Source organism: Herbaspirillum lusitanum (assembly GCF_046025995.1).
Classification (GTDB): Bacteria; Pseudomonadota; Gammaproteobacteria; order Burkholderiales; family Burkholderiaceae_D; genus Herbaspirillum; species Herbaspirillum lusitanum_A.
Genome location: NZ_JAQQFM010000007.1, coordinates 307,223 through 330,849, shown reverse-complemented (window position 1 = coordinate 330,849; position 23,627 = coordinate 307,223). Strand labels below are relative to the sequence as shown.

The 23,627-nt window shown below is 60.2% G+C and carries 20 protein-coding genes; 7 read left to right on the top strand and 13 right to left on the bottom strand.

The genetic code is table 11. The features are described 5' to 3' along the window. Window positions 1-196: 196 nt before the first annotated feature. The 3 genes from PQR62_RS17380 to PQR62_RS17370 are packed head-to-tail and all read left to right on the top strand — an operon-like array spanning window position 197 to window position 6,014. Window positions 197-1,360, top strand: a complete 1,164-nt coding sequence (locus PQR62_RS17380; protein ID WP_408159375.1) for an efflux RND transporter periplasmic adaptor subunit — start codon at window positions 197-199, stop codon at window positions 1,358-1,360. After that, window positions 1,357-4,530 carry an efflux RND transporter permease subunit gene (locus PQR62_RS17375; protein ID WP_408159245.1) on the top strand — a complete coding sequence of 1,058 codons (3,174 nt, stop codon included), beginning with the start codon at window positions 1,357-1,359 and terminating at the stop codon, window positions 4,528-4,530. Before PQR62_RS17380 ends, PQR62_RS17375 begins: the two co-directional genes overlap by 4 nt. Further along, window positions 4,530-6,014, top strand: a complete 1,485-nt coding sequence (locus tag PQR62_RS17370) for an efflux transporter outer membrane subunit (RefSeq protein ID WP_408159244.1) — start codon at window positions 4,530-4,532, stop codon at window positions 6,012-6,014. Before PQR62_RS17375 ends, PQR62_RS17370 begins: the two co-directional genes overlap by 1 nt. Window positions 6,015-6,227: 213 nt before the next feature. On the opposite strand, the gene PQR62_RS17365 is transcribed toward PQR62_RS17370, so the two are convergent. Together PQR62_RS17365 and PQR62_RS17360 are read right to left on the bottom strand one after the other, a co-directional pair. Beyond that, a complete protein-coding gene (locus PQR62_RS17365; protein WP_408158379.1) occupies window positions 6,228-6,725 on the bottom strand; it encodes a Csu type fimbrial protein in 498 nt (165 codons plus the stop codon). A gap of 336 nt (window positions 6,726-7,061) precedes the next feature. After that, window positions 7,062-7,373: a hypothetical protein gene (locus tag PQR62_RS17360; RefSeq protein WP_408159243.1), complete on the bottom strand. Its 312-nt coding sequence runs from the start codon at window positions 7,371-7,373 to the stop codon at window positions 7,062-7,064. Between the two features lie 50 nt (window positions 7,374-7,423). Here PQR62_RS17360 and PQR62_RS17355 point away from each other — a divergent pair, with 50 nt between their 5' ends. Further along, on the top strand, window positions 7,424-7,855 hold the full coding sequence (locus PQR62_RS17355; RefSeq protein WP_408159242.1) for a hypothetical protein: 432 nt from the start codon (window positions 7,424-7,426) through the stop codon (window positions 7,853-7,855). Window positions 7,856-8,041: 186 nt separating this feature from the next. Further along, window positions 8,042-8,176, top strand: coding sequence for a hypothetical protein (locus tag PQR62_RS17350; protein ID WP_408159241.1), 135 nt, complete (start codon window positions 8,042-8,044; stop codon window positions 8,174-8,176). A 94-nt stretch (window positions 8,177-8,270) separates the two neighbouring features. Here PQR62_RS17350 and PQR62_RS17345 read toward each other — a convergent pair whose 3' ends face one another. Genes PQR62_RS17345 through alaC form a run of 3 tightly spaced genes read right to left on the bottom strand, consistent with a single transcriptional unit; the run spans window position 8,271 to window position 11,749 of the window. After that, a complete protein-coding gene (locus tag PQR62_RS17345) occupies window positions 8,271-9,917 on the bottom strand; it encodes an EAL domain-containing protein (RefSeq protein WP_408159240.1) in 1,647 nt (548 codons plus the stop codon). An 8-nt stretch (window positions 9,918-9,925) separates the two neighbouring features. Beyond that, window positions 9,926-10,381, bottom strand: a complete 456-nt coding sequence (locus PQR62_RS17340) for a hypothetical protein (protein WP_408159239.1) — start codon at window positions 10,379-10,381, stop codon at window positions 9,926-9,928. Between the two features lie 57 nt (window positions 10,382-10,438). Beyond that, a complete protein-coding gene (alaC, locus tag PQR62_RS17335; protein ID WP_408159238.1) occupies window positions 10,439-11,749 on the bottom strand; it encodes an alanine transaminase in 1,311 nt (436 codons plus the stop codon). A gap of 381 nt (window positions 11,750-12,130) precedes the next feature. Here alaC and PQR62_RS17330 point away from each other — a divergent pair, with 381 nt between their 5' ends. After that, a complete protein-coding gene (locus tag PQR62_RS17330; protein ID WP_408159237.1) occupies window positions 12,131-13,216 on the top strand; it encodes a CE1 family esterase in 1,086 nt (361 codons plus the stop codon). 46 nt (window positions 13,217-13,262) lie between these two features. Here the strand turns inward: PQR62_RS17330 and PQR62_RS17325 are convergent, their stop codons facing one another. The 7 genes from PQR62_RS17325 to PQR62_RS17295 form a co-directional block, all read right to left on the bottom strand. Next, complete coding sequence (locus PQR62_RS17325; RefSeq protein ID WP_408159236.1) at window positions 13,263-14,525, bottom strand: phenylacetate--CoA ligase family protein; 1,263 nt, start codon at window positions 14,523-14,525, stop codon at window positions 13,263-13,265. A 59-nt stretch (window positions 14,526-14,584) separates the two neighbouring features. After that, window positions 14,585-15,388, bottom strand: a complete 804-nt coding sequence (locus PQR62_RS17320; RefSeq protein ID WP_408159235.1) for an ABC transporter ATP-binding protein — start codon at window positions 15,386-15,388, stop codon at window positions 14,585-14,587. Window positions 15,389-15,465: 77 nt separating this feature from the next. Next, window positions 15,466-16,791: an ABC transporter substrate-binding protein gene (locus PQR62_RS17315; RefSeq protein WP_408159234.1), complete on the bottom strand. Its 1,326-nt coding sequence runs from the start codon at window positions 16,789-16,791 to the stop codon at window positions 15,466-15,468. A gap of 114 nt (window positions 16,792-16,905) precedes the next feature. Continuing rightward, the gene (locus PQR62_RS17310) at window positions 16,906-17,982 is read right to left on the bottom strand and encodes a branched-chain amino acid ABC transporter permease (protein ID WP_408159233.1); all 1,077 of its coding nucleotides are present in this window, start codon (window positions 17,980-17,982) and stop codon (window positions 16,906-16,908) included. Between the two features lie 177 nt (window positions 17,983-18,159). After that, a complete protein-coding gene (locus PQR62_RS17305) occupies window positions 18,160-19,074 on the bottom strand; it encodes a branched-chain amino acid ABC transporter permease (RefSeq protein ID WP_408159232.1) in 915 nt (304 codons plus the stop codon). Window positions 19,075-19,173: 99 nt separating this feature from the next. Continuing rightward, the gene (locus PQR62_RS17300; protein WP_408159231.1) at window positions 19,174-20,061 is read right to left on the bottom strand and encodes an ABC transporter ATP-binding protein; all 888 of its coding nucleotides are present in this window, start codon (window positions 20,059-20,061) and stop codon (window positions 19,174-19,176) included. 20 nt (window positions 20,062-20,081) lie between these two features. Then, window positions 20,082-22,079 carry an AMP-dependent synthetase/ligase gene (locus tag PQR62_RS17295; RefSeq protein WP_408159230.1) on the bottom strand — a complete coding sequence of 666 codons (1,998 nt, stop codon included), beginning with the start codon at window positions 22,077-22,079 and terminating at the stop codon, window positions 20,082-20,084. Window positions 22,080-22,349: 270 nt separating this feature from the next. On the opposite strand from PQR62_RS17295, the gene PQR62_RS17290 reads away from it, so the two are divergent. Beyond that, on the top strand, window positions 22,350-23,006 hold the full coding sequence (locus tag PQR62_RS17290; RefSeq protein ID WP_408159374.1) for a Crp/Fnr family transcriptional regulator: 657 nt from the start codon (window positions 22,350-22,352) through the stop codon (window positions 23,004-23,006). A 147-nt stretch (window positions 23,007-23,153) separates the two neighbouring features. On the opposite strand, the gene PQR62_RS17285 is transcribed toward PQR62_RS17290, so the two are convergent. Continuing rightward, the gene (locus PQR62_RS17285) at window positions 23,154-23,618 is read right to left on the bottom strand and encodes a response regulator (protein ID WP_408159229.1); all 465 of its coding nucleotides are present in this window, start codon (window positions 23,616-23,618) and stop codon (window positions 23,154-23,156) included. Window positions 23,619-23,627 lie beyond the last annotated feature (9 nt).

Here is a 23,627-nt window from a genome sequence, read left to right as displayed (position 1 = left end):
TTAGAATGCACAAAATTTACAATTCAGCGGCCAGCCATTCAGTCGCGTCAGCCCGTGATTTCAAAAAGGCGGGCCATGCGCGAAGGCGATCTGTCCGGACGTCACATTCCCAGAAAGGAACGTCGTGAAGTTTCCCTACCACCGCCGTATCAGCGCCCTGCTGCCCGCCACTCATCCCGACACGCCCACCGACAACATGACAATTTCACAAGACCGGCGCCGCCCGACAATACTGCCCCTGAGCTTGGCGCTGGCCGGCATCCTCGCATTGTCGGCCTGCAAGAAAGCCGAACCGGTGGCCGATGCGCCGCGCGAAGTGGTGGTCTTGCCGGCGCAAGCCGACAGCGGCGCGCAATTGCTGCGCTTGCCGGCCGAGATTCAGTCGCGCTTCGTGACGCCGATGTCCTTCCGCATTGCCGGCCAGGTGGCCGAGCGTCGCGTGCATCTGGGCGACAAGGTACGCAAGGGCGACGTGGTGGCGCGCCTCGATCCGGCCGACGCCAATCAGAATGCCGCCAGCGCCGAAGCCGAACTGGCCTCGGCGCGCCAGCATCTGGACGCGGCTGAAAAACAATTGAAACGCGACACACTGCAAGCCGCCGACAAGCTGATCAGCGCACTGCAACTGGAGCAGACGCAGGACGCCTACGCCGCGGCACAGGCGCAAGCCAAGGCAGCAGCGGCACGCGCAGCAGTTGCCGGCAATCAGCGCAATTACACGCGACTGGTGGCCGAGCACGACGGCGTGATCAGCGCCGAGCAGGCCAACACCGGCGAAGTGCTGGCAGCCGGCCAGCCGGTGTATTCGCTGGCATGGTCGGGCGCCACCGACATCACCACCGAAGTGTCGGAAAGCCAGGTCGCAAAAATTCGCGTCGGCGCCCCCGCCACCGTCAATCTGGCGGCGCTGCCGGGCCGCACGCTCAATGGCCGGGTGCGCGAAGTCAGCCCTGCGGCCGATCCGCAGAGCCGCACCTTCCGCGTCAAGGTCACGCTGGAATCCAGGGACGCGCAGGATCCGGCCTTGCGCCTGGGCATGAGCGGCGAGGTGTCGATCGACGTTGCCGCCATCGCGGCCACGCCTGCCAGCGCTGAGCAAAGCAAGCAGCAAAGCATCGTGATCCCGGCCACCGCCTTGTTCCATCAGGGCAATCGCCCTGCGGTATGGATCGTCAAGCCGGCCGACAGCCATCTTGAGTTGCGTCCGGTGAGCGTCGGCGCCTACGGCGAACGCAGCGTCACGCTGAGCGCCGGCGTCAATCCCGGCGAAAAGATCGTGGTGCAAGGCGTACACACGCTGACCGCCAATGAAAAGGTCAAGCCGATTGCGCCGCTGCATGCCGAGGACTTCGCACTATGAGCGCACCCGGCCGTTTCAATCTCTCTTCCTGGACGCTGCAGCATCAGGCGCTGGTGACTTTCATCCTGGCGCTGGTGACGCTGCTCGGCATCGGCTCCTATACCCGCCTGTCGCAATCTGAAGATCCACCCTTCACCTTCAAGGTCATGGTGATCCAGACCGACTGGCCGGGCGCCACCGCGCGTCAGGTGCAGGAGCAGATCACCGACCGCATCGCACGCAAGTTGCAGGAGACGCCGGACGTCGACTTCCTGCGCAGCTATTCGCGCCCGGGCCAGTCGCAATTATTCTTCACCATCAAGGACACCGCGCCCGCCAGCCAGGTGCCCAAGACCTGGTATCAGGTGCGCAAGAAGGTCGGCGACATTGCCGCCACCTTGCCGAGCGGGGTCAAAGGGCCCTACTTCAACGATGAATTCGGCGACGTCTACACCAACATCTATTCGCTGGAAGGCGACGGTTTCTCGCCGGCGCAACTGCGCGACTACGCCGACCAGTTGCGCGGCGAACTGCTGCGCGTACCGGGCGTAGGCAAGATCGATTACTTCGGCGACCGCAACCAGCACATTTACATCGACATCTCGAACGCGCAGATGACGCGGCTGGGCATCAACCCGCAGCAACTGGGCGACCTGATCGGTGCACAGAATGCGATTGCGCCGGGCGGCCTGATCACCACCTCGAACGACCGCATCTATGTGCGGCCGACCGGGCAGTTCGACGACCTCAAATCGATTTCGGACAAGATCATCCGCGTCAACAATCGCAACTTCCGTCTGGGCGACATCGCCACCGTCACGCGCGGCTACGACGAGCCGCAGGAACAGCAGATGCGCGCCAACGGCAAGCCGGTGCTGGGCATAGGCGTCACCATGCAGCCCGGCGGCGATGTTATCCGTCTGGGCAAGGCATTGGATGAACGCACTGCCGCGCTGAGCGCACGCCTGCCGGCCGGCCTCAAACTGACGGCGGTATCCAGCATGCCGCACGCGGTGGAAAAATCGGTGGACGACTTCCTCGAAGCCGTGGCCGAAGCGGTCGCCATCGTGCTGGTGGTGAGCCTGTTGTCGCTCGGCATCCGCACCGGCATGGTGGTGGTGATTTCCATCCCCATCGTGCTGGCCGTCACCGCGCTGTTCATGTACATGTTCGACATCGGCCTGCACAAGGTTTCGCTGGGCACGCTGGTGCTGGCGCTGGGGCTGCTGGTCGATGACGCCATCATTGCGGTCGAGATGATGGCCGTCAAACTGGAGCAAGGCTGGGACCGCCGCCGCGCCGCCGCCTTCGCCTATACCAGCACCGCGTTTCCGATGCTGACCGGCACGCTGGTCACAGTGTCCGGCTTCCTGCCGATTGCCTTGGCCAAGTCGGGCACCGGTGAATACACGCGCTCGATTTTCGAGGTCTCCGCCATTGCCCTGTTGCTGTCCTGGCTGGCGGCGGTAGTGCTGATTCCGCTGCTGGGCTATCACATGCTGAAGGAAAAACCGCAGCAGCAAGCGGGCGCACATGAAGGCGACGAGCTGGGTAAAGCCGCTCCTCAAGATGAGCACGACCACACCGAAGACCACGATCATGCCATCTATCAGACCAAAACCTACACGCGTCTGCGCAAGATGGTGGCCTGGTGCGTGCTGTATCGCGGGCGCGTGGTGATTGCGACCGCGCTGCTGTTCGTGGGTTCGCTGGCGGCCTTCGGACTGGTGCCGCAACAGTTCTTCCCGAGTTCGGACCGCCCGGAACTGCTGATCGATCTGCGCCTGCCGGAACGCGCTTCCTTTGAAGCCACGCAACGTGAGGCCTTGCGCATGGAAGCCGTGCTCAAGGACAGACCTGAGATCGACCACGTCATCAACTTCGTCGGCACCGGCGCGCCGCGTTTCTATCTGCCGCTGGATCAGCAACTGCCGAGCGCCAACTTCGCGCAGTTCGTGGTCACCGCCAAGTCGGTGGAAGACCGCGAGAAGCTGGCCAAGGCGCTCGAAGCGCCGCTGCGTGAACAGTTCAGCGGCCTGCGTACCCGCCTGACGCGACTGGAGAACGGCCCGCCGGTCGGCTTCCCGGTGCAGTTCCGGGTCAGCGGCGAGAAGATTCCTGAAGTGCGCGCCATCGCCGAAAAGGTCGCCGCCGAAATCCGCAAGGAATCACGCGCCACCAATGTGCAGTTCGACTGGGATGAGCCGGCACAACGTTCGGTGACCTTTGAAATCGACCAGAAACGCGCCGCCGAAATGGGTGTCAGCACCCAGCAGATCGCCAACTTCATGGCGATGAATCTGTCCGGCTACACCGTCACCCAATATCGTGAACGCGACAAGCTGATCAGCGTCGATCTGCGTGCGCCGCGCGCCGAACGCGTCGATCCTTCGCGCCTCGGCACGCTGGCCATGCCGACCGCCAATGGCGTGGTGCCGCTGAGCACGCTGGGCCACATCCGCAACGAACTGGAATACGGCGTCATCTGGGAGCGCGATCGTCAGCCGACCCTCACCGTGCTGGCCGACGTCCGCGCCGGCGTACAAGGTATCGACGTCAGCAATACGCTGGACGAGAAACTGGCCGCCTTGCGCAAGGAGCTGCCGGTCGGCTATCGCATCGACGTCGGCGGCCCGGTCGAGGAAAACGCCAAGGCGCAATCGTCCATCTCGGCGCAGATGCCGCTGATGGTGATCGCCGTGCTGGTGCTGCTGATGGTGCAATTGCAGAGCTTCGGCCGCGTCATGATGGTGGTGATGACTGCGCCGCTGGGCATGATAGGCGTGGTCGGCGCCCTGCTGCTGTTCCACCAGCCCTTCGGCTTCGTCGCCATGCTGGGCACGATTGCGATGCTCGGCATCATCATGCGCAACTCGGTGATTCTGGTGGATCAGATCGAACAGGACATCGCTGCCGGACGCGGCCGTTTCGACGCCATCGTCGGCGCCACGGTACGCCGTTTCCGTCCGATCACGCTGACCGCCGCCGCTGCCGTGCTGGCCCTGATCCCGCTGTTGCGCAGCAACTTCTTCGGCCCCATGGCCACTGCGCTGATGGGCGGCATCACCATCGCCACCGTGCTGACCCTGTTCTATCTGCCGGCGTTGTACGCGCTGTGCTACAAGGTCAAGCCGGACGAGACCGGCCAGCCTCAGCCCCATCCTGAAATTGCATCCGAAGGGAGCCGCTAATGCGCGCCGCTGATTTCTCCACCCCGCGCCGCGCCATCGTTCTGGCGGCGATGGTCTTATCCGGCTGCACGCTGGGCCCGACCGGCGCCGCCCCCGACATGCCGCAACCGGCGCACTACGGCGTCGAAGCCACCCCGACGACTAGCGGCCCGGCCGATGCCCGCCAGACATTCGCGCTGGGCGAACGCGCCGTGCCGACATGGTGGGAAGCCTACCGCTCCCCCGAATTGTCGGCCTGGGTCGAAGAAGCGCTGCAAAAGAATTATTCGCTGTCGCAAGCGCTGCACAGCCTGGACAGCGCGCGTGAACAACTGCGCGCACAGGTCGGCGCCTCGATGTTCCCCAGCATCGACGCGGTCGGCCAGTCCACCCGCCAGCGCGCGCTGGGCTTGCCGACCATGGGGCCGCAGACCAATCTCTATAACGTGTTCGTCGGCGAGATCAGCGCCAGCTATACCTTCGATCTGTTCGGGGTGGAACGCTACGCCAACTCGGCGCTGGCAGCCCAGGTCGATGCCCAGTCCTATCAGCTCGATGCAGCACGTCGCGCGCTGGCCGCCAATCTGGTGATTACCGCGGTCAATGGCGCCGCTCTGCGCGCCCAGGTGCAAGCCACTGAACGCCTGATCGCCCTGGCCGATGCCGACACTGCGGAAATCCAGCGGCGCAGCGAACTCGGCTCGGCCGCACGCGGCGATCTACTCAATGCACAGACCAGCGCCGAGTCGCTGCGCGCCAGCCTGCCCGGCCTGCGCACGCAATGGCAGGCCGCACGCCATGCGCTGGCAGTGCTGATGGGCCGCACCCCGGATGCCGCACCGCCCGATCTCGATCTGGCGCAGTTGAGCCTGCCGGAGCGGGTGCCGGTGGCGATTCCGTCCGAACTGCTGAAACAGCGCCCCGACGTGCTGGCGGCCGATGCCGCGCTCAAGGTCGCAGCGGCCGAAGAAGCGCTGGCCACCGCCGAGATGTTCCCCAGCCTGTCGATCACCGGCTCCTTCGGCCAGGCCGGCTTCACCTGGCCCAAGGCCACCGGCGCCGCCGGCGCGATCTGGAGCCTGGGCGCCTCGGTCAGCCAGCCGCTGTTCCGTGGCGGCGCCCTGCAAGCCAAACGCCGCGCGGCGCAGGATGCCTATCTGGCCTCGCAGGACAATTACCGCCAGACCGTGCTGAATGCCTTTCAGAACGTGGCCGACAGTCTGAGTGCGCTGACGCATGATGCGGATACGCTGACGGCGGCAGCCGAAGCGCGTCGCCATAGCGAACAATTCTGGCGCGATGCCGAGCGGCGTGCGCAACTGGGGGCGATTCCGCCCAACGCCACACGCGCCGGCGAGAAACAGTTTCAGAATGCGCGGCTGACCGAAATTCGCGCTATCGCTGCCCGGCTGGCAGATACCGCGACCTTGTTCCAGGCCATGGGGATTGCGCCGGATCAGGTCACGGCAGCAAATAAGCAAGAGGAGTTGAACAAGAAGAATTGATCAATTGATCGCGAGAAGAATGCTGATCCGCCATGCCCGGCGGAGTCATGCCGGCGACCCCAAAATTGGGGCCTGAAACGAACAATGCCGTTCAGTATTATCTGAACGGCATTTTTTTATGTGCGCTTGCTTTTGCATGCTGACTACCTGGGCGCTGCAATCAGGCTCATTTTGCAAAAGTCATCGGGGCGGATGTCCGCGCCCGCGTCAGGCTCAGTAAGTCAGTGTGACAGTCACGGTGTCGGTGTAAGTACCTGCCAGCGGAGTCTGGGCCGAAGCGATACGACCGTAGACCGTCAGATTCTGCAGCAGGCCGCTGCCGGTACCGGCCTGGGTATCGGTGCCGATGGTCGAACCCCAGTTATTGGTGCGGCCCGAATCGCGATACAGCGCGTAGTTCAGTGTGCCGCCGCCGCTGCCAGTCATCTTGCGTGCTGCGGTGGTAGCGCCGGTGCCTGCACCTGCATCCAGGCCGACGTTGTAAGTGGTGCCGTTGGTGCACAGTACGGCGATGTTGCCGGTCTGATCGACTTGCGTCGAGCTGTAGGCGCCGAAGGCGATGGTGGAGCCCACCACGGTGCAGGAGGCCAGCACCGAGGCGCTGATGATCAAGGAGCCGGTTGCAGTCGCGGCGAAAGTCGGAGCACTGGTGGCCAGCAGCAGAGCAGCGGCGGAAGCACAAACGAAGCGATTTTTCTTGGCAAAAAACATTTTATTCTCCCGATTTTCCCGACTCCCCGATCTCGCCCCTTGCGAGAACTTGTTTGCAGCGGGTATGGACACACTTTAATTTTTGACAGCACTTTGGTGAATCAGGGCCTTCCCTAGTCCACTGCTGAACTTCATCAGGAAAAACCTGAGATGTTGTGTTGCCACACTTTGCTGCAATGCCGGTCAGTTAAGCGAGTGCTTGAACAGATACGCCCGAGCCGTTAGCGCTGAGTAGGAGCGCAAGTCCGTATCGAGGCCGGCCGACGACTTTCACCGCTCTTGTCTGCCCTTCGATCCGCTGCCTTGCTGTTACTCAGGGCGAACGCTATTTAACGTTCACAAAAAAATGCCGTTCAGTTCTTGACTGAACGGCATCCCTCCTTGGCTGTTCTTTTTTCTTCGGGCCAGACGTGAATTGCGCCTGTTCGATACGATTTCCATACTGATTGTTTTGCTGCCGGCCTCAGCAAGAACGCGCGTGGGAAGTATCGTGCCGACTTTCAGGGCGCTTACCCGTCTCTTTGAGTCCACACCGGGCGAGCCGATGCGAAGCTCAGCAATGCCGCCATCAACCCGGCGCTGTTGCAAAAAATGCCACGACAGTTGAATTTCAGGAATTCCCCGATATTGCCAAGCCGACCACTCCATTAATCTTCAGTCATGGTCGCAGTTCAACGCAAAGTCTTCGGGAGTTCAACATGATCCACTCGCAAACATTCGCAGTCGCAGTCGCATCGGCATCCAGCGGCAAGGTCGAATTGCACGCCAACCACGCATTGCGCCTGGCTGCCGAGGATGGCTCGCTGATCGCCGAAGAATGGACAACCCTGCGGGCCAGCCCGAAGAAGATCATCGAATGGCTGGAGAGCTCGCGCTTTTGCCAGGCCGGCTGCAAGCTTGAAGCGACGGCCTTCCATCCTGATGCCGGCCGCCTGGCCAGCCTGGATCGCTGTAAAAACGAATCACGGCCGCCGCTTTCCATCCCGAAATTCTGGGAAATCGGCCCGGCCGTCTTTTCCTTCGAAGGCGGCACCCAGATCCCTTATTGGCTGGCAATGAACGACGCCTCCTACGTGCCTCTGATGGTGCCGATGGCGCAACTGGCGCAGTTTGCGGAACGTCTGGCCTGAACGCTGAGGCTGGCGGACTTATTGAAGATGATGAAGACATGCAAATTCAGATTTGCATGAGGCCTGCGAAGGAAACGTGCATCCGATCTCTCGGTTCACACGTATAAAACGCAGATGGTGGGGTGTGCGATGCGGATCGCACTTTGCTTGATGGTGGGGGTTACTGTGAAATTACTGGACATATTGATGAACTACGGCGCTGACATGATCATCTGGTATGCCTGCTATGTGCTGGCTGCAAGCAGTATATTTGGCGCGTTTCTGTGGAAAACGGTGTATCGCAAGCCGCAGAAAGAAAGCTCATTTCGCGCCAATACCTGAACCTGAGGCGCGCTGAAGCAGCGGCAGCCATCCGTGTCCGTGCCTTGCGCTTTGGCACGGGGCGACCCGGCTGCCGCCGGATCTAGGCTCAGGATCAGCCCAAAGCTGGTTTCGGCCCCAGATCCGTCAGCGGCGGCAAGGCCGCCCGATCGGCATCGGCCCATTGCGGCACCTGCTCAGGCGGCACGGCCTTGGAAAATACATAGCCTTGCACCCGGCGAAAGCCGAGGCGGCGCACCATGGCCAGCTCTTCTTTGGTCTCTACGCCCTCTATCGTCAGCGACAGCGAAAGCTCTTGCGTGATCTGCCGCATGTGCCGTAGCAAGGTCTGGCGACTCCAGTCCGTCAGCAGGTCGCGCATGAACAGGCGGTCGCACTTGATGCCGCGTACCGGCAGATCGCCCAGCACCGCCAGCGATGAATATCCCGAACCGAAATCATCCATCACCACCACAATCCCGGCCCCGCTGAGTCGCGCCAGCGCCGTCAGCATGCCCGTGCCGTTGGAGATGACGGCGTGCTCGGTCAACTCTAGCTGCAGCGACGCCGACTTCAATTGCCGCGATGCCAGCTGCGCCGTCAGCCATGCAGAAAAATCGTCCTCCATAATGGTGCTGGGCGCCACGTTGACCGATATCCGGATATCCTGCGTACCGCCCTGCGCCCAGTTTTTCAGGGCGTTCATCGCATTCTCCAGAATCAGCCGATCAACTTCGCAGGTACGGTTCTGCAACTCGCACACCAGCATGAAATTTTCGGGATTGAGTGCGCCCAGCAAGGGATGGCGGATGCGCAGCAAGGCCTCGAAGTGACATTGCCTTTGCTTGTCGAGATTGACGATGGGCTGAAAATGCAGAACCAGTTGTTCCGGCTTCATCAGTTCCGAAAGATGATCGGCAATCAGCGCCAGCGACGCATCCGGAGTTGACAGCGAGGTACCGGACGCCACGCGTATCATCGACAGCCCCCGCCGCAGTTGCATTTGCCGGCTTTGATCGACCCTGATTTTCTGCATATATTCGTAAGACACCATCAGCGCAAAAATCACCACCACGCTGGTGCGCACGACGAGGTTGTCGGGCTGCCGCAAGCGGTCGGGCAAGGGCAATTCCAGCACATTGGAGAGCAGCCAGTGGGCCATCAGAATGGCCGCGCCGCACAACAGCTTTTCTATCCATGGTTGCGCCACATAGCTTGCGCGCAAGGCGCGCAGCTTGGAACTTCGGTGGCGCCAGCCCATGAAGCCGGCAATGCAGGTCATGCTGACAATGGCGCCCAGCGCCGCCAGCGGATTGATGGCCGGCCAGTGTTCGCCGTCGATATAACTCATCGAGATGATCAGATGCGCCACCAGAATGCCCAGCGCCAGCGCCATCGAATAAAAGACAATACGGCCACGATTCAGGCCGATGCAGATGGCGGGCACGGTCATGCGCGCGCTGGCGATCACCACCATCAAGGCCAGAATGCCGTGATGTAGTTTGAGATCGAAATCGGCGCGTTGCGACGACATGGAAAAATCGACCACCAGCAGCGCCCAGATCATGCAGCCGACCGAGATCGCGGCCATCGATGCGCTGACGCGGCGGCTGTGGGGATCAAAGGAAAAGGAAGTATGTTCAGCAACGCGATCGAAAACATGCACGATGGGGATCGCAAAGCACATGTACAGCAAGCCGGACATCAGCCCGGGAAACGATGCGCTCCAGGCCGAAGTAAGTCCGAAGGTTTCAAAGACCATGTCATCCGCTAAATAGAAACCGGCACTGAGCCGGCAATGAGCCATCCATGAAACATCGGTGAATGTGCCAAATGGTCGCCGTTCATGCGAAGCGCCGCCTTGTCTCCTTCAATATCCGACGTGAAAGAAGCCGCTGTTTTCGGCTGCTGCGGGTGCTGATGGTGATCTGTTGATCTGTATTTTTTATAGGACATCCGCGGATGCGGAAAGCGACGGCAGGCAGTCGCCATCTTTCGTTGCCAATTCGTCAAGCACGGCGATCTTGCTCTGGTCGGCGCACAAAATCCGAAGGCTCGTACGTTACCTGATTCATCCCAGGATCGCAAAAATAAATTGCCCGATAGCAAAATTTCAACACAATTTGACGAGGCTGTTTTTGCCCGCGAGGCGCCGATGAAGAGATGGATCTGAGGACGGCCACAGTGTCCGGGTTTGAGTGAAAACGCGGCGATGGCCATCTGCATGAGAGGCAGCGCAGCCCTCGCGCAGGCGGGCCGCCCGGCGAAGGCTATCGAACAGGATCAAGCCGGTTTCAGCTCATCCTTGAACATGCTTTTGATGCCGCGTATCGCCTGACGGATGCGCGATTCATTTTCGATCAGCGCGAAGCGCACGTACTCGTCGCCGTAGTCGCCGAAGCCTATGCCGGGCGAAACACAGACCCTGGCTTTTTCCAGCAGCAAGCGCGCAAATTCGAGCGAGCCGAGATGCCGGTAGCTCTCGGGAATGCGGGCCCAGATATACATCGAGGCCTTGGGTATGTCGACCATCCAGCCGGCTTCGTGCAAGCCTTTGACGAGCACATTGCGGCGCTTTTCATAGTTGGCGCAGATCTCGCTCACACAGGACTGATCGCCTTCCAGCGCCGCAATCGCCGCCACCTGCACCGGCGTGAAACTGCCGTAATCGTGATAGCTCTTGATGCGCGCCAGCGCCGCCACCAGTTTGGCGTTGCCGACCATGAAGCCGATCCGCCAGCCGGCCATGTTGTAGCTCTTGGAGAGCGTGAAAAACTCGACCGCGACGTCGCGCGCGCCGGGCACCTGCATGATCGAAGGCGCTTTCCAGCCGTCGTAGACGATGTCCGCATAGGCCAGATCGTGCACCACCAGAATGCCGTGCTCTTTCGCCAGCGCCACTACCCTTTCGAAAAATTCCAGCTCCACGCATTGCGCGGTCGGATTGGAGGGAAAACCCAGCACCATCATCTTCGGCTTGGGATAGCTTTCGCGGATCGCACGTTCCAGCTCGGCGAAGAAATCGACGCCGGGACTCATGCGCACCGAGCGGATGTCGGCGCCGGCGATCACGGCGCCGTAGATATGAATCGGATAGCTGGGATTGGGCACCAGCACGGTGTCGCCCTTGTCCAGCGTGGCCAGCATCAGATGCGCCAGCCCTTCCTTGGAACCGATGGTGACGATGGCTTCGCTGTCGGGATCGAAATCGACTTCATAGCGACTCTTGTACCAGTGCGCGATCGCGCGCCGCAGGCGCGGAATGCCCTTGGAAGAAGAATAGCCGTGGGTATCGGGCCGCTGCACCACTTCCACCAGTTTCTGCACGATATGCGGCGGGGTCGGTCCATCCGGGTTACCCATGGACATGTCGATGATGTCTTCGCCGCGTCGGCGTGCCGCCATCTTCAGTTCGGCCGTGATGTTGAATACATAAGGCGGCAGACGGTCGATGCGGGAAAAATGAAAAGGAATCTTGCTGATGCCGGCGGCCTTGGTCTTGCCGCTGCCGGAAGCGATGGCTGCTGTCGTATCGGATAACTCTGAACTGACAGGCGTGCGCGACTGCTCGCGCGAATCTGCGGATTGCGTCATGTTGGACTTTCACGTAAGCGCCCGGAACCGTCCGAGCGACGTTGGAACCGATGTTCCGCGGACGATTCTATTGGCTATCTGCGGCGGCGGCAAGTGACTTTCTGCGGCGAAAGAAAATGCACGAAGATTTTTTGCGGATCACGATGGCACGCCAATCACGCCGATTGCTGCGCGATTGAAATGTGAACAGGCGCCGCGCCGGCATCATATTGGACGTGCTTGTTTGAGTTTGTTTTCGCATGCCTGTTGCACACCGCGCACGGCTTTACATCATGCAGGTCCGCGATCGCTGCGCATGCGCAGCCAGCCGGTGCATAATGGCGTGGCCCTGATATCGGGGCACCAAACTTTTTCCGATCGACCGCTTCATTCAGTCATACCATGCGATCTTTTTCAGCTCTGCACGCTTCACGTTCCGCCGCCATGTTCTCTTTGCTGTGCCTGAGCGCCCTCGTCTCGCTGGCGCCCACTGTTGCACAGGCACGCACCCAGATCCCGAATGCCACACCGGCGCTGAGCTCGCCTCAGAACAAGGTGCAGACGCCTGCTTCGGAAGCGATTTCGGCGCCTATCGCCGGCCCGCTGACGGGACCGGCGCCGATCCAAGCCAGACCGCTCATCACCGACCTCACGCTGAAGACATTGCGCGTCGGCAATCTCAGCCGCAGTTATTTTTCGGAACGCAGCAACCACGAGCAGCCGCTGCCGCTGATCATCGCCTTTCACGGTCTGGGTTCGACCGGCTCGGTGATGTCCAAATACACACGCCTGACCGAAATCGCTGAGAGTGCCGGCTTCATGGTGGTCTATCCCATCGGCACCGGACTGAACATCGATGCACGCAGCTGGAACTCCGGCGCCTGTTGCGGCTATGCGCGCATTCACAACATCGACGATGTCGGCTTCATTCGCGCGCTGGTGAAAAAACTGGTGGATGACGGCCAGGCCGACGCCAGCCGCATTTATGCGGTGGGATTCGGCAACGGCGGCATGATGGCGTATCGCATGACCGTCGAAGCGCCGGAGCTGATCAAGGCGGTTGCCGTCGTCTCGGCGACGCTGGATGTGGATCCCAAACTGGTGACGCAAGCGCGGCCGGTGCTGCACATTCACGGCACCGAAGATCCCTATCTGCCCTTCCTTGGCGGCGTACCGGACAAGCCCATGGGCAGCTCGTCCAGCAAGCCGCTGCTATCGGTGCCGAGCCAGATGCAATTGTGGGTCAAGGCCAACGGCGCCAATCCGCAAGCAAACGTCCTGAATATTCCGGACAATGCCAATGACGGCACCTCGGTCGTGCAATTCAGCTATCGCACCGCCACCGATCCGGAGGCGGTGGTGCTGTATCAGGTCAAGGGCGGCGGCATGGCCTGGCCGGGCGGCGCGCCCAGCGCCGATATCGGCGGCAAGGTCACGGCCAATCTCGATGCCAGCCACGTCATCGTCGATTTTCTCGGCAAGCACTGAAGGGGCATCGCAAAGCGCTTCTCTTCTCTGAAGACGCCGGCAGACTTCACTCGTACTTGCGGGCGTCCTCAATCACCTTGCCGTCATTGGGCAGACTGCCGGGCGCCACGAACAACACTTCGCCGCGCAGCTTGGTGACATCGCGCAGGCTCTCGACGATGACGCTCGCCTGCAATTGCGGATTGTCCGGGTCGGCAATTTCGCAATGCAGGGTCATGACGTCGCTCGCCATTTCACCGCTCACCACCAGCCGCGCGCGCAACACGTCGCCATGTCGTCGCAGCACGTCAGCCACCTGCGAAGGATGCACGAACATGCCGCGTACCTTGGTGGTCTGATCGGCGCGTCCCATCCAGCCTTTAATACGCGTGTTGGTGCGGCCGCAGGGCGAGATGCCGGGGATCACCGCCGACAGATCGCCGGTACCGAAACGAATCAGCGGATAGTCCGGATTGAAAGAGGTCACCACCACCTCGCCGACCTCGCCTTCCGCCACCGGATCGCCGGTGCCGGGCCGCACGATTTCCAGTATCAGTTCCTCATCCAGAATCATGCCGGGAGTTACCTGGCCCTCATGCAGCGTTTCGTAGGCGATATTGCCGATGTCGGCGGAGGCATACAACTGCAAGACCTGCGGCACGCCATGTGCGTGGAACCAGCTGCGCAAGGACGGCGGCAGCGCTTCTGCGCTGACCAGTGCGCGTTGCAGGCTGCTGATGTCGGCTTTCATCTCGCCCGCTTTTTCAATGATCAGCTTGAGGAAAGATGGCGTGCCGACATAGGCATCCGGCCTGAGCGCGGTGATGGCGTTGACCTGCAATTCGGTCTGGCCGATACCGGCCGGAATCACCGCGCAGCCCAGTTTTTCCGCGGCGCCTTCGACCATGAAAGCGGCCGGCGTGAAGTGATACGCAAAACAATTCTGCACGATGTGACCGGCCTGCAGACCGAGCGCCGCCATCGGGCTGGCGAAGCGCCACCAATCCTGGCGATGCCCTTCGGGATCGAAGATCGGTCCCGGCGAAACGAACAGCCGGCGCAGTTGCCGCACCGGCGTAGTGTTCAAGCCGCCAAAAGGCGCTTCGCGCATCTGCAATTCCTTGAGGTCCGATTTGCGTGTGACCGGCAAAGCCCGCAAGGCGTCCAGATTATCGATGGCTTGCGCATCGACGCCCTGCAGAATGCGCGCCCAGCCAGAGGCAGTCTGTGCACGCGCGACCAGCTGCGGCAGCTGCGCCAGCAATTGCCGGCGGCGCTGCTGCGGATCGCGCCGTTCCAGAGAGGCCAGAGTATCGATGATGTCGGACATGGTGAACCTGTACTTGAAATCGGATTGAGCAGATTGCCCGTAAGACGGCAGGTGGATTTTCAGGCGAGCCAGCGCTTGCGACGGCGGTAGAACTTCATGTCGCGGAAGTTCTTGCGGCCGCCCGAAGACACGCCCAGATAGAATTCCTTGACGTCTTCGTTGTCGGCCAGATCCTTTGCCGCCCCCTCCATCACCACCCTGCCGTTTTCAAGGATGTAGCCGAAATCAGCATAGCGCAGCGCCACCATGGTGTTTTGTTCGGCCAGCAGGAAGGAGACCTTTTCCTTGCCGTTGAGGTCTTTGACGATCTCGAAAATCTCTTCCACGATCTGCGGTGCCAGGCCCATTGATGGCTCGTCGAGCAAAATCATCGACGGCTTGGCCATCATGGCGCGGCCGATCGCGGTCATCTGCTGCTCACCGCCCGAGGTGTAGCCGGACTGCGATTTGCGCCTGACTTTCAGACGCGGGAAATAGTCGTAGATCTTTTCCAGCTCCTGCTTGACCTCGCCGTTGCTGATGTTGCGCGTATACGCGCCGGTCAGCAGATTCTCTTCCACCGTCAGATGGCCGAAACAGTGCCGCCCTTCCATCACCTGAATCACGCCGCGCCTGACCAGATCGTTGGGTGTCATGCAATCGACCCGCTCGCCGCGAAACTCGATGCTGCCCTTGGTGACATCGCCGCGTTCGGCCTTCAGCAGATTCGAAATCGCTTTCAGCGTGGTGCTCTTGCCGGCGCCGTTGGCGCCGAGCAGCGCCACGATGCTGCCGTCCGGCACATCCAGCGACACGCCCTTGAGGACCAGAATCACATGGTCGTAGATCACTTCGATATTGTTGATGCTCAGTGCTGTACTCATCTTTGCTCCGAACCTTGTGGAAGCTAAAAAAGCGCCGGCAGCCGCAGGGAGACGGACTTGGCCGCCGGCGCAAGTGCCTACTTCATGCAGGCAGGAGTAATGCCTTTTTCCTTTGCATATTTCGCAGCAGAGGCCTTGAACAGCGGGTGAATCAGATTCTTGTTGCCTTCGATCCAGTCCGACACCAGCACCCATTTCATGCCGTCCCATTGCTGGATCCTGACCTTGCCCGAACCTTCATGGTTGTCGCAGGAGGTCTTGATCTCGGGCAGGAGGCCGGTTGCACCCAGTTGCTGCAGACGGGCATTGCTGATGTTCAGATTCTCCAGCCCCCAGCGTACTTCTTCGCCGCTCATCACCTTCTTGCCGTACTTGCCTTGCGCGGTGCGCACCGCCTCCACGGTAGCAATCGCCGCCGAGACGCCGCGGTTATAGAGGATGGAACCTACCTTGTTCTTGTCCTGCATGTTGCCCTTGCCGGCGCCGTAGACCACCTTCTCGATATCGGCAATCAGCGGCACGTTCTTGCCGGCCACGTTCCAGGTCGCGCTCATGTAGCCCTTGGCCGCATCACCGGCCGGAATGGTGTCTTCTTCCGAACCGGCCCACCATGAACCGATGATCTTGTCGCGCGCATAGCCGACCTTTTGCGCCGCCTTCAACGCGGTCTGATTCATCACGCCCCAGCCCCAGAAGATCACGTAATCGGGATTCTCCTGACGAATGCGCAGCCATTGCGCACCCTGCTCGTTACCCGGGTGCGCCACCGGAATTTCCACCAGCTTGAACTTGCCGATGCTGGACTCCGCCTGCAGCGCCACGATCGGCTCCTTGCCGTAAGCCGAGTCGTGATACAGGAACACGATCTTCTTGCCGGCCAGCGAACCGCCGTTCTTGTTGGCCAGGAATTTGACGATGGCCGAGACCTGCATCTGGTAAGTCGTCACCAGCGGGAAGGCATAAGGAAACACCGAACCGTCCACCGCGTCGGTGCGGCCGTAGCCCATCATCAGCAGCGGCACTTTGTCTTCCGCGCTCTTGTCGATCAGCGCGTAGGAAATGCCGGTCGCCATGGAGTTGATCGCAGTGCCCTTGGTCACCGGGTTCTTGTTTTTCATGCGCTCATAGCACTCCACGCCTTTGGCGTTGTTGTACTCGGTCTCGCATTCTTCCCAGGAAATCTTGACGCCGTTGATGCCGCCGTCCTTCAGATTCACGTAGTTCAGATAATCGACATAGCCGCCGTAGTAAGACTGCCCGTTGGTGCCGTAAGGACCGACGCGGTAACTGGGAATGGCGATGAACTGGTCGCTTGCCTGCGCCGAGGCCGACATCGGTATTGCCGTCGCCAGCAAAGCTGCGGCGGTCGCCGTTGCCAGCATCCATTGCTTCATGCTTTTCATGATCTTGTCTCCTGTAAGTTTTTTTGTGCGCAGCTTGAGCATGCGCATCCTTTTGCAACACCGGCAGACCTGCAAACTTCGTCCCATTCTCAGCAGATTTTTCCATCCGATACGTCAATGCGGGAACGGCCACAGACGCAATTTCTCCTTGGCGATCTGCCAGAGGCGCGCCAGCCCGTGCGGCTCCACGATCAGGAAGAAAATGATCAGCGCGCCAAACAGCATCAGCTGAATATGCGACACCGTGGCATTGGTGAACGGCAGATGCAGCAAGGCAGCCAGCGGCGGCAAGACATTGTCCAGAAAGATCGGCAACAGCAGAATGAAGGCTGAACCGAGGAAAGAGCCGAGGATGCTGCCGACGCCGCCGATGATGATCATGAACAGAATGCGAAAGGACAAATCCAGCGAAAAGCCGTCCGGCTCGACCGATCCGAGATAACAGAAAGCGTACAAGGCGCCGGCTACGCCGCAATAAAAGGAACTCACCGCAAACGCCGCCAGCTTGGTGCGCATGAGCGGAATGCCGATCACTTCGGCGGCCACGTCCATGTCTCGCACCGCCATCCAGGCGCGACCGGTGCTTGATCGCACCAGGTTCTTGGCGATCAGCGCCAGCACACAGACGATGCCCAGCACGAACAGATATTTCCTGACCGGCGTATTGATGGCGATGCCGAAGAAATCGAACTTCGGCGTGCTGATCACGCCCGAAGAACTGTTATTGGAAAACCAGGAAAACTTGGTCAGCGCCCACACCACAAAGAACTGCGCCGCCAGCGTCGCCACCGCCAGATAAAAACCTTTGATGCGCAAGGAAGGCAGGCCGAACAGCACGCCCACCAGGGCGGCACAGCCGCCGGCCAGAATCAGCGTCAGCAGAATCGGAATGCCTTCAACGCGTAACTGGAAGTTATAGGCGGCATAAGCGCCGACCGCCATGAAGGCCGCCGAGCCGAGCGACAACTGGCCGGCGTAACCGGTCAGCACATTCAGCCCGAGCGCCGCCAGTGCCAGCACCAGAAACGGAATCAGGATGGCCGAGAACCAGTATTCGCTGCCGATCAGAGGCACGCCGATGAAGGCCAGCGCCAGCAGCAGCGACACGGCGATGCGGTCCTGCCGGATCGGGAAGATCTGGCTGTCGGCGATGTAGCTTGTTTTGAATTGTCCTGCTTCACGGTACAACATGGGGTTCTCCTGGACTGGTTACCAACATCTCACTGCCAAGCGGTTCGGGCTGAATAGCCGCCAAAGCGGCGTGTCGAAGTCAGCGCATATGCTTTTTTTCGCTCGTCGAAATTGCCCTTCGATACGGCCGCTGGCCTGCTCAGGGCGAACGGCATCATCTCGCGTTCGTCAATGCCGTCACACCCTGTCGATATGCCGTTCACCGAACAAGCCCTCCGGCCGCACCAGCAGAAACAGCAGCGCGAACACATACGGGAACCAGCCTTCGATGCCGCCGAAGTTGCCGCCGAAGGCATCTTGCAACACCGGTGGAATATAAATTTCGGCCAGCTTTTCCGATGCGCCTATGATCAGACCGCCGACAATCGCGCCGGGAATCGAGGTGAAACCGCCCAGAATCAAGACCGGCAAAGCCTTGAGCGCAGTCATGGTCAGCGCGAACTGCACGCCATTGCGCGAACCCCACAGCAAGCCCGCGATCAGGGCGACGAAGCCGGCCACGCCCCACACCACGGCCCAGATGTGCTGCAGCGGAATCCCCAGCGACAAGGCGGCCTGATGATCGTCGGCCACGGCGCGCAGGGCGCGTCCGACCTTGGTTTTCTGGAAGAACAAGGCCAGCACCGCCACCAGCGCCACCACCATGCCGGAGGCGAACAGATCGAATTTGGAGATGCCGATGCCGATGGCATCCATCACCGGCATGATGGGTTCGTCGACGATGCCGAGATTGATGGCGCGCACTTCACTGCCGAACAGCAAGGGACCCAGCCCTTCGAGGAAGAATGTCAGGCCGATGGTGGCCATGAACAAGGTGATCGGCGGCTGATTGACCAGCTTGCGCAAGACGAAGCGCTCGGTGCCCAGACCCACCAGAATCATGACCAGGAAGGCGCCGATCACTGCAGCCCACATCGGCAAGCCTTTATCCATCAGGCCGACCACCGACAGTGCAGCGAAATACACCATCGCTCCCTGGGCGAAATTGAATACGCCGGAGGCCTTGTAGATCAGCACGAAGCCCAGCGCCACCAGCGAATACATGAGGCCGGACAGCAGCCCGCTCAGCGTGACTTCAAAGAAGAATTGCATGTGTCGTCTCCAGTGTTCCGCGCAAGGATTCTGCGCGGACTGCTTGCATTGTCTTTTTATATTGTTGGTTTCGTCTTGCGGCGCGACCGGCGGCCAAACTCAATGCGAGGTGCCGAGATAGGCCTTGATCACTTCCGGATTGTTCATCACTTCATCCGGCGTGCCGTCGCCTATCTTCTTGCCGTAATCCAGCACGACCACGCGATCCGAGATATCCATCACCACCCCCATGTCATGTTCGATGAGCACGATGGTGGTACCGAACTCGTCGTTGACGTCGAGAATGAAGCGGCACATGTCCTGTTTTTCTTCCACGTTCATGCCGGCCATGGGTTCATCCAGCAGCAGCATGCTGGGCTCCGCGGCCAGGGCGCGCGCCAGCTCGACGCGCTTCTGCAAGCCGTAGGGCAAGCGGCCGACCGGGGTCTTGCGGATGTGCTGGATTTCAAGGAAGTCGATCACCTCCTCCACCTTGCGCCGGTGTTCGACTTCTTCATTGCGCGCGCGGCCCCACCACAAGGCATTAGCCAGCAGTCCGGATTTCATCTTGGTGTTGCGCCCGGTCATGATGTTGTCGAGCACGGTCATGCCTTTGAACAAGGCGATGTTCTGAAAGGTGCGCGCAATACCCTGGCGCGCAATTTGCGCCGGATGCATGGCGGCACGCTGTTTCCCTCGAAAGACGATACTGCCTTTTTGCGGATGGTAGACGCCGTTGATGACGTTGATCATCGAACTCTTGCCGGCGCCGTTGGGGCCGATGATGGCGCGTATCTCATGCTCGCGTACATTGAAGGAGATATCGGTGAGCGCCTTGACGCCGCCGAAGGACAAAGAAATATTCTGCAGGTCCAGAATCACGCCGCCGATGTTGCGCCCGTTCTGGATGCCGGCGTCAGCGCCCGCTTGCGTTGCTGCCGGCGCTGCGCCGCCGTTTTGTCCCGCGAACAGAGGCGTCACGCCGGCGGGCAGAATTTCAGCAGTCATGTGTCTTCTCATGGTGGTATTCATGCGGCCCGGTCGAGGTTGGCAAACACTTTGGCTTGGTCGATTTTGAGATCGGCGGAGATCATGCCCTGCCGTCCGTCTTCAAACTTGACCTGCGTTTCGATGTACTGATTGTGCTTGTCGCTGTAGAGCGCATCGATCAGCACGGCGTATTTTTCGGCGATGAAGCCGCGCCTGACTTTGCGGGTGCGCGTCAGTTCATCGTCGTCGGGATCGAGCTCCTTGTGCAGGATCAGGAAACGATGGATCTGCGAATCCGCCAGCAGCGGGTCTTGCGCCAGATCGGCATTGACCTTTTCCACGCAATCGCGCACCAGTTCGTACACGGCCGGATGCGCCGCCAGATCGGTGTAGCCGCTGTAAGGCAGATGCCGGCGCTCGGCCCAGTTGCCGACCGCATCCATCTCGATATTGATGAAGGCGGTACATTGCTCGCGCTGATTGCCGAAGGTGACGGCCTCCTTGATGAAGGGGAAGAACTTCAGCTTGTTTTCGATGTACTTGGGCGCGAACATGGCGCCGCCGGCCATCTTGCCGACATCCTTGGCGCGGTCGATGATTTTCAGATGGCCGTCGCTGTCGAAGAAGCCGGCGTCGCCGGTATGGAAGTAGCCTTGCTCGTCAATCGCCTCGGCGGTGGCGTCGGGCCGGCGAAAGTATTCTTTCATCAGCCCCGGCGAACGCACCAGCACTTCGCCGCTGTCGGCGATGTGCACTTCAACGCCCTTCATGGGACGGCCGACAGTGTCGAGTTTGACGTCGCCCGAAGGCTGCATGCAGACGGTCACGCAGGTTTCGGTCATGCCGTACAACTGCTTGAGATTGATGCCGAGCGAACGATAGAAGTCGAACAGATCCGGACCGATCGCTTCGCCGCCGGTATAAGCCACGCGCAAGCGCGACATGCCCAGCACATTTTTCAGAGGGCCGTACACCAGCAGATGACCGATTGCATATTGCAGGCGGTCCAGCAGCGAGACATCGGGCTTGCCGTCAAGGATGCGCATGCCGACGCGACGCGCCACCTTCATGCAGCCATGAAACAGTTGGCGTTTGATCCAGCCGGCATCTTCGATGCGGATCATCACTTGCGTCAGGATGTTTTCGTAGATGCGCGGCGGCGCGAAATAATAGCTGGGCCCGATCTCGCGCAGATCGCTCATCACGGTGTTGGGCGACTCAGGACAATTCAGGCAAAAGCCGGCCACATGGGTCTGCGCGAACGAATATAAAAAGTCGCCGACCCAGGCCAGCGGCAAATAGCACAGTACATCGTCGCGTTCGTCCAGTTGGTCGAATTCGACCAGCGTGCGCGCGGTCGTAATCATGGCCGCGTGCGAATGGCATACGCCTTTCGGTTTGCCGGTAGTGCCGGAGGTGTAGAGAATGATCGCGGTATCCTGCGCCTGCCCGGCCCGCACTTCATTCATGAAAAAATCCGGATGCGCCTGATCGTAGCCGCGCCCGAGTTCCTGCACGCGGGCGAAGGACAGCAGTTCGGACTGATGGTAGTTGCGCATGCCGCGCTCGTCGTCAAAGATGACGTGAGCGATGGCCGGCAGGCTTTCCTTGATCTCCAGGACTTTATCGACCTGCTCCTGGTCTTCGACCACGACGAAATCGATGCTGGCGTCGTCCAGCACGTAGGCCATGTCGGCCGCCGGCGCGTCCTGATACAAGGGCACCGGACGTCCGCCCAGACATTGCGCGGCCGACATCGCCCAATACAGACGCGGGCAATTGTTACCGATGATCGCCAGATTCATGCCGCGCCTGAAGCCCAGCGCAGCCAGTCCGCAAGCGAAGGCGCGCACTTCCACCGCCACCTGCGACCATGTCGTGGTTTGCCAGATGCCGAGATCCTTCTCGCGGAAGGCCGGACGCTCCGGACGCGTTTGTGCATGCTGCAGCAACAGAGCAGGAAAAGTAAATGCGGCAGATGCAGTATCTGCGGTATCCGCGCTCTCTGTTACTGGACGTTGTGTTGTCTCCACCATCGTCCCACCTTTATTGTTAAGGCCTTTCGGTGTCGGGTCAGTCTGAGCCGGGATACTTACGTCTGTCTTACTTGGTATCCACTTAACCCGCAGTCAAATCCAGAAGTGAAATTTGCGATCAAACTGCGCTGCCTCTGCTGCCCGTACGAACTTTCTTTTGTGCGATGATAGTAGTGCGAGTTGATTCAGGGGGTTGTCATCTCGCAGACAATTGCCAAACTTTCGATATTGCGACGCATCATAATGACCACGGAGATTTCGATTGCCGACATGCTCGGCAAAACCATCTGGGCGCAGGCGCTGACGACTGAACAGTTGGCCCGCGTCGAAGCAGAAGTATTCATCCGCAAGATTTCCGCCGGCGCTTTCGTGTGCCGCAAAGGCGATGCCGTCACACACTGGATCGGTGTGCACGAAGGTCTGCTGAAGATGAGCAGCGTGTCGCCCGAAGGCAAGACCGTCTCCTTCGCCGGCATGGCCAGCGGCGGCTGGCTCGGAGAAGGTTCGCTGCTGAAAGATGAACCGCGCAAGTACGATGTGATTGCGCTGCGCGACAGCGAATTGCTGTACATGCCCAAGCCCACTTATCTGTGGCTGCTCGACACCAGCATTCCCTTCAACCGCTTTCTGGTGACGCAACTCAACGAGCGTCTGGCGCTGTTTATTTCGCTGGTGGAATATGACCGCATGCTGGAACCCGATGCACGGGTAGCACGTTGCCTGGCGGCCTTGTTCAATCCGTATCTGAATCCGGGAATCGGTCTGAATCTGCAGATTTCGCAGGAGGAAATCGGCAACCTGTCCGGCACCTCGCGTCAGCGTGCCAATCAGGCTTTGCAGGTGCTGGAAAAAGCCGGTTTGCTGAAGGTGGATTACGGCAGCATCAAGATCCTCGATCTGGATGGGCTGAGATCATTTCACGGCTGATTTTTGCTGCTGGAATTGGAACCCGTGACTACCGGTTCCCGAGCGCTGCAGATGCCTGCGAGAGAGACTAAATCGAACAATGAGACCCGGGGCTGCACGCACGCATCCGACCGATAAAAAAACAAGCCGCCGAAGCAGCCTGTTTTTTTATGGGATCGAAACGTTTTCACTGGTTCCCCGCGCCGGCTTGTTGCGGTTGAGCCAGTAGGCGCCGGTATCTGCCACGGTGCCGATGAACTCCTTGGGATCTGAAGATTTCACCAGATAACCGTTGGCGCCGAGGTGATAGCTCTGATCAATGTCTTTCGGGTCTTCTGACGACGAGAACATCACCACCGGAATGTGCGAGGTCGCCGCATTCGACTTGATGATCTTCAGAAAGTCGTGACCGCTCATCATCGGCAAGTTGAGATCCAGCAGAATCAGGTAAGGATGCAGTTCCTTGCGTTCGGCAAAGCCGCTCGACGAGAAAATGAAATCCGATGCCAGTTCGGCGTCGCTGAACCAGGTCATGCTGCGGCCTGGTTGCTTGCTGCCCAAGGCCAGCTTGGTCAGTTCTGCGACTTCCGGGCTGTCATCCACCAGGATGATGTCGTATTGCTCGATATTCATATGAAGATC

What these genes read in the sequence shown, in the direction of transcription:
- PQR62_RS17290 (WP_408159374.1), top strand. Translation starts at nt 22,350, where the DNA reads ATGCTCGGCAAAACCATCTGGGCGCAGGCGCTGACGACTGAACAGTTG.
- PQR62_RS17315 (WP_408159234.1), bottom strand. Translation starts at nt 16,791, where the DNA reads ATGAAAAGCATGAAGCAATGGATGCTGGCAACGGCGACCGCCGCAGCT.
- PQR62_RS17365 (WP_408158379.1), bottom strand. Translation starts at nt 6,725, where the DNA reads ATGTTTTTTGCCAAGAAAAATCGCTTCGTTTGTGCTTCCGCCGCTGCT.
- PQR62_RS17295 (WP_408159230.1), bottom strand. Translation starts at nt 22,079, where the DNA reads ATGGTGGAGACAACACAACGTCCAGTAACAGAGAGCGCGGATACCGCA.
- PQR62_RS17370 (WP_408159244.1), top strand. Translation starts at nt 4,530, where the DNA reads ATGCGCGCCGCTGATTTCTCCACCCCGCGCCGCGCCATCGTTCTGGCG.
- PQR62_RS17300 (WP_408159231.1), bottom strand. Translation starts at nt 20,061, where the DNA reads ATGACTGCTGAAATTCTGCCCGCCGGCGTGACGCCTCTGTTCGCGGGA.
- PQR62_RS17325 (WP_408159236.1), bottom strand. Translation starts at nt 14,525, where the DNA reads ATGTCCGACATCATCGATACTCTGGCCTCTCTGGAACGGCGCGATCCG.
- PQR62_RS17350 (WP_408159241.1), top strand. Translation starts at nt 8,042, where the DNA reads ATGAACTACGGCGCTGACATGATCATCTGGTATGCCTGCTATGTGCTG.
- PQR62_RS17340 (WP_408159239.1), bottom strand. Translation starts at nt 10,381, where the DNA reads ATGCAGATGGCCATCGCCGCGTTTTCACTCAAACCCGGACACTGTGGC.
- PQR62_RS17310 (WP_408159233.1), bottom strand. Translation starts at nt 17,982, where the DNA reads ATGTTGTACCGTGAAGCAGGACAATTCAAAACAAGCTACATCGCCGAC.
- PQR62_RS17320 (WP_408159235.1), bottom strand. Translation starts at nt 15,388, where the DNA reads ATGAGTACAGCACTGAGCATCAACAATATCGAAGTGATCTACGACCAT.
- PQR62_RS17305 (WP_408159232.1), bottom strand. Translation starts at nt 19,074, where the DNA reads ATGCAATTCTTCTTTGAAGTCACGCTGAGCGGGCTGCTGTCCGGCCTC.
- alaC (WP_408159238.1), bottom strand. Translation starts at nt 11,749, where the DNA reads ATGACGCAATCCGCAGATTCGCGCGAGCAGTCGCGCACGCCTGTCAGT.
- PQR62_RS17345 (WP_408159240.1), bottom strand. Translation starts at nt 9,917, where the DNA reads ATGGTCTTTGAAACCTTCGGACTTACTTCGGCCTGGAGCGCATCGTTT.
- PQR62_RS17375 (WP_408159245.1), top strand. Translation starts at nt 1,357, where the DNA reads ATGAGCGCACCCGGCCGTTTCAATCTCTCTTCCTGGACGCTGCAGCAT.
- PQR62_RS17330 (WP_408159237.1), top strand. Translation starts at nt 12,131, where the DNA reads ATGCGATCTTTTTCAGCTCTGCACGCTTCACGTTCCGCCGCCATGTTC.
- PQR62_RS17285 (WP_408159229.1), bottom strand. Translation starts at nt 23,618, where the DNA reads ATGAATATCGAGCAATACGACATCATCCTGGTGGATGACAGCCCGGAA.
- PQR62_RS17355 (WP_408159242.1), top strand. Translation starts at nt 7,424, where the DNA reads ATGATCCACTCGCAAACATTCGCAGTCGCAGTCGCATCGGCATCCAGC.
- PQR62_RS17360 (WP_408159243.1), bottom strand. Translation starts at nt 7,373, where the DNA reads ATGGAGTGGTCGGCTTGGCAATATCGGGGAATTCCTGAAATTCAACTG.
- PQR62_RS17380 (WP_408159375.1), top strand. Translation starts at nt 197, where the DNA reads ATGACAATTTCACAAGACCGGCGCCGCCCGACAATACTGCCCCTGAGC.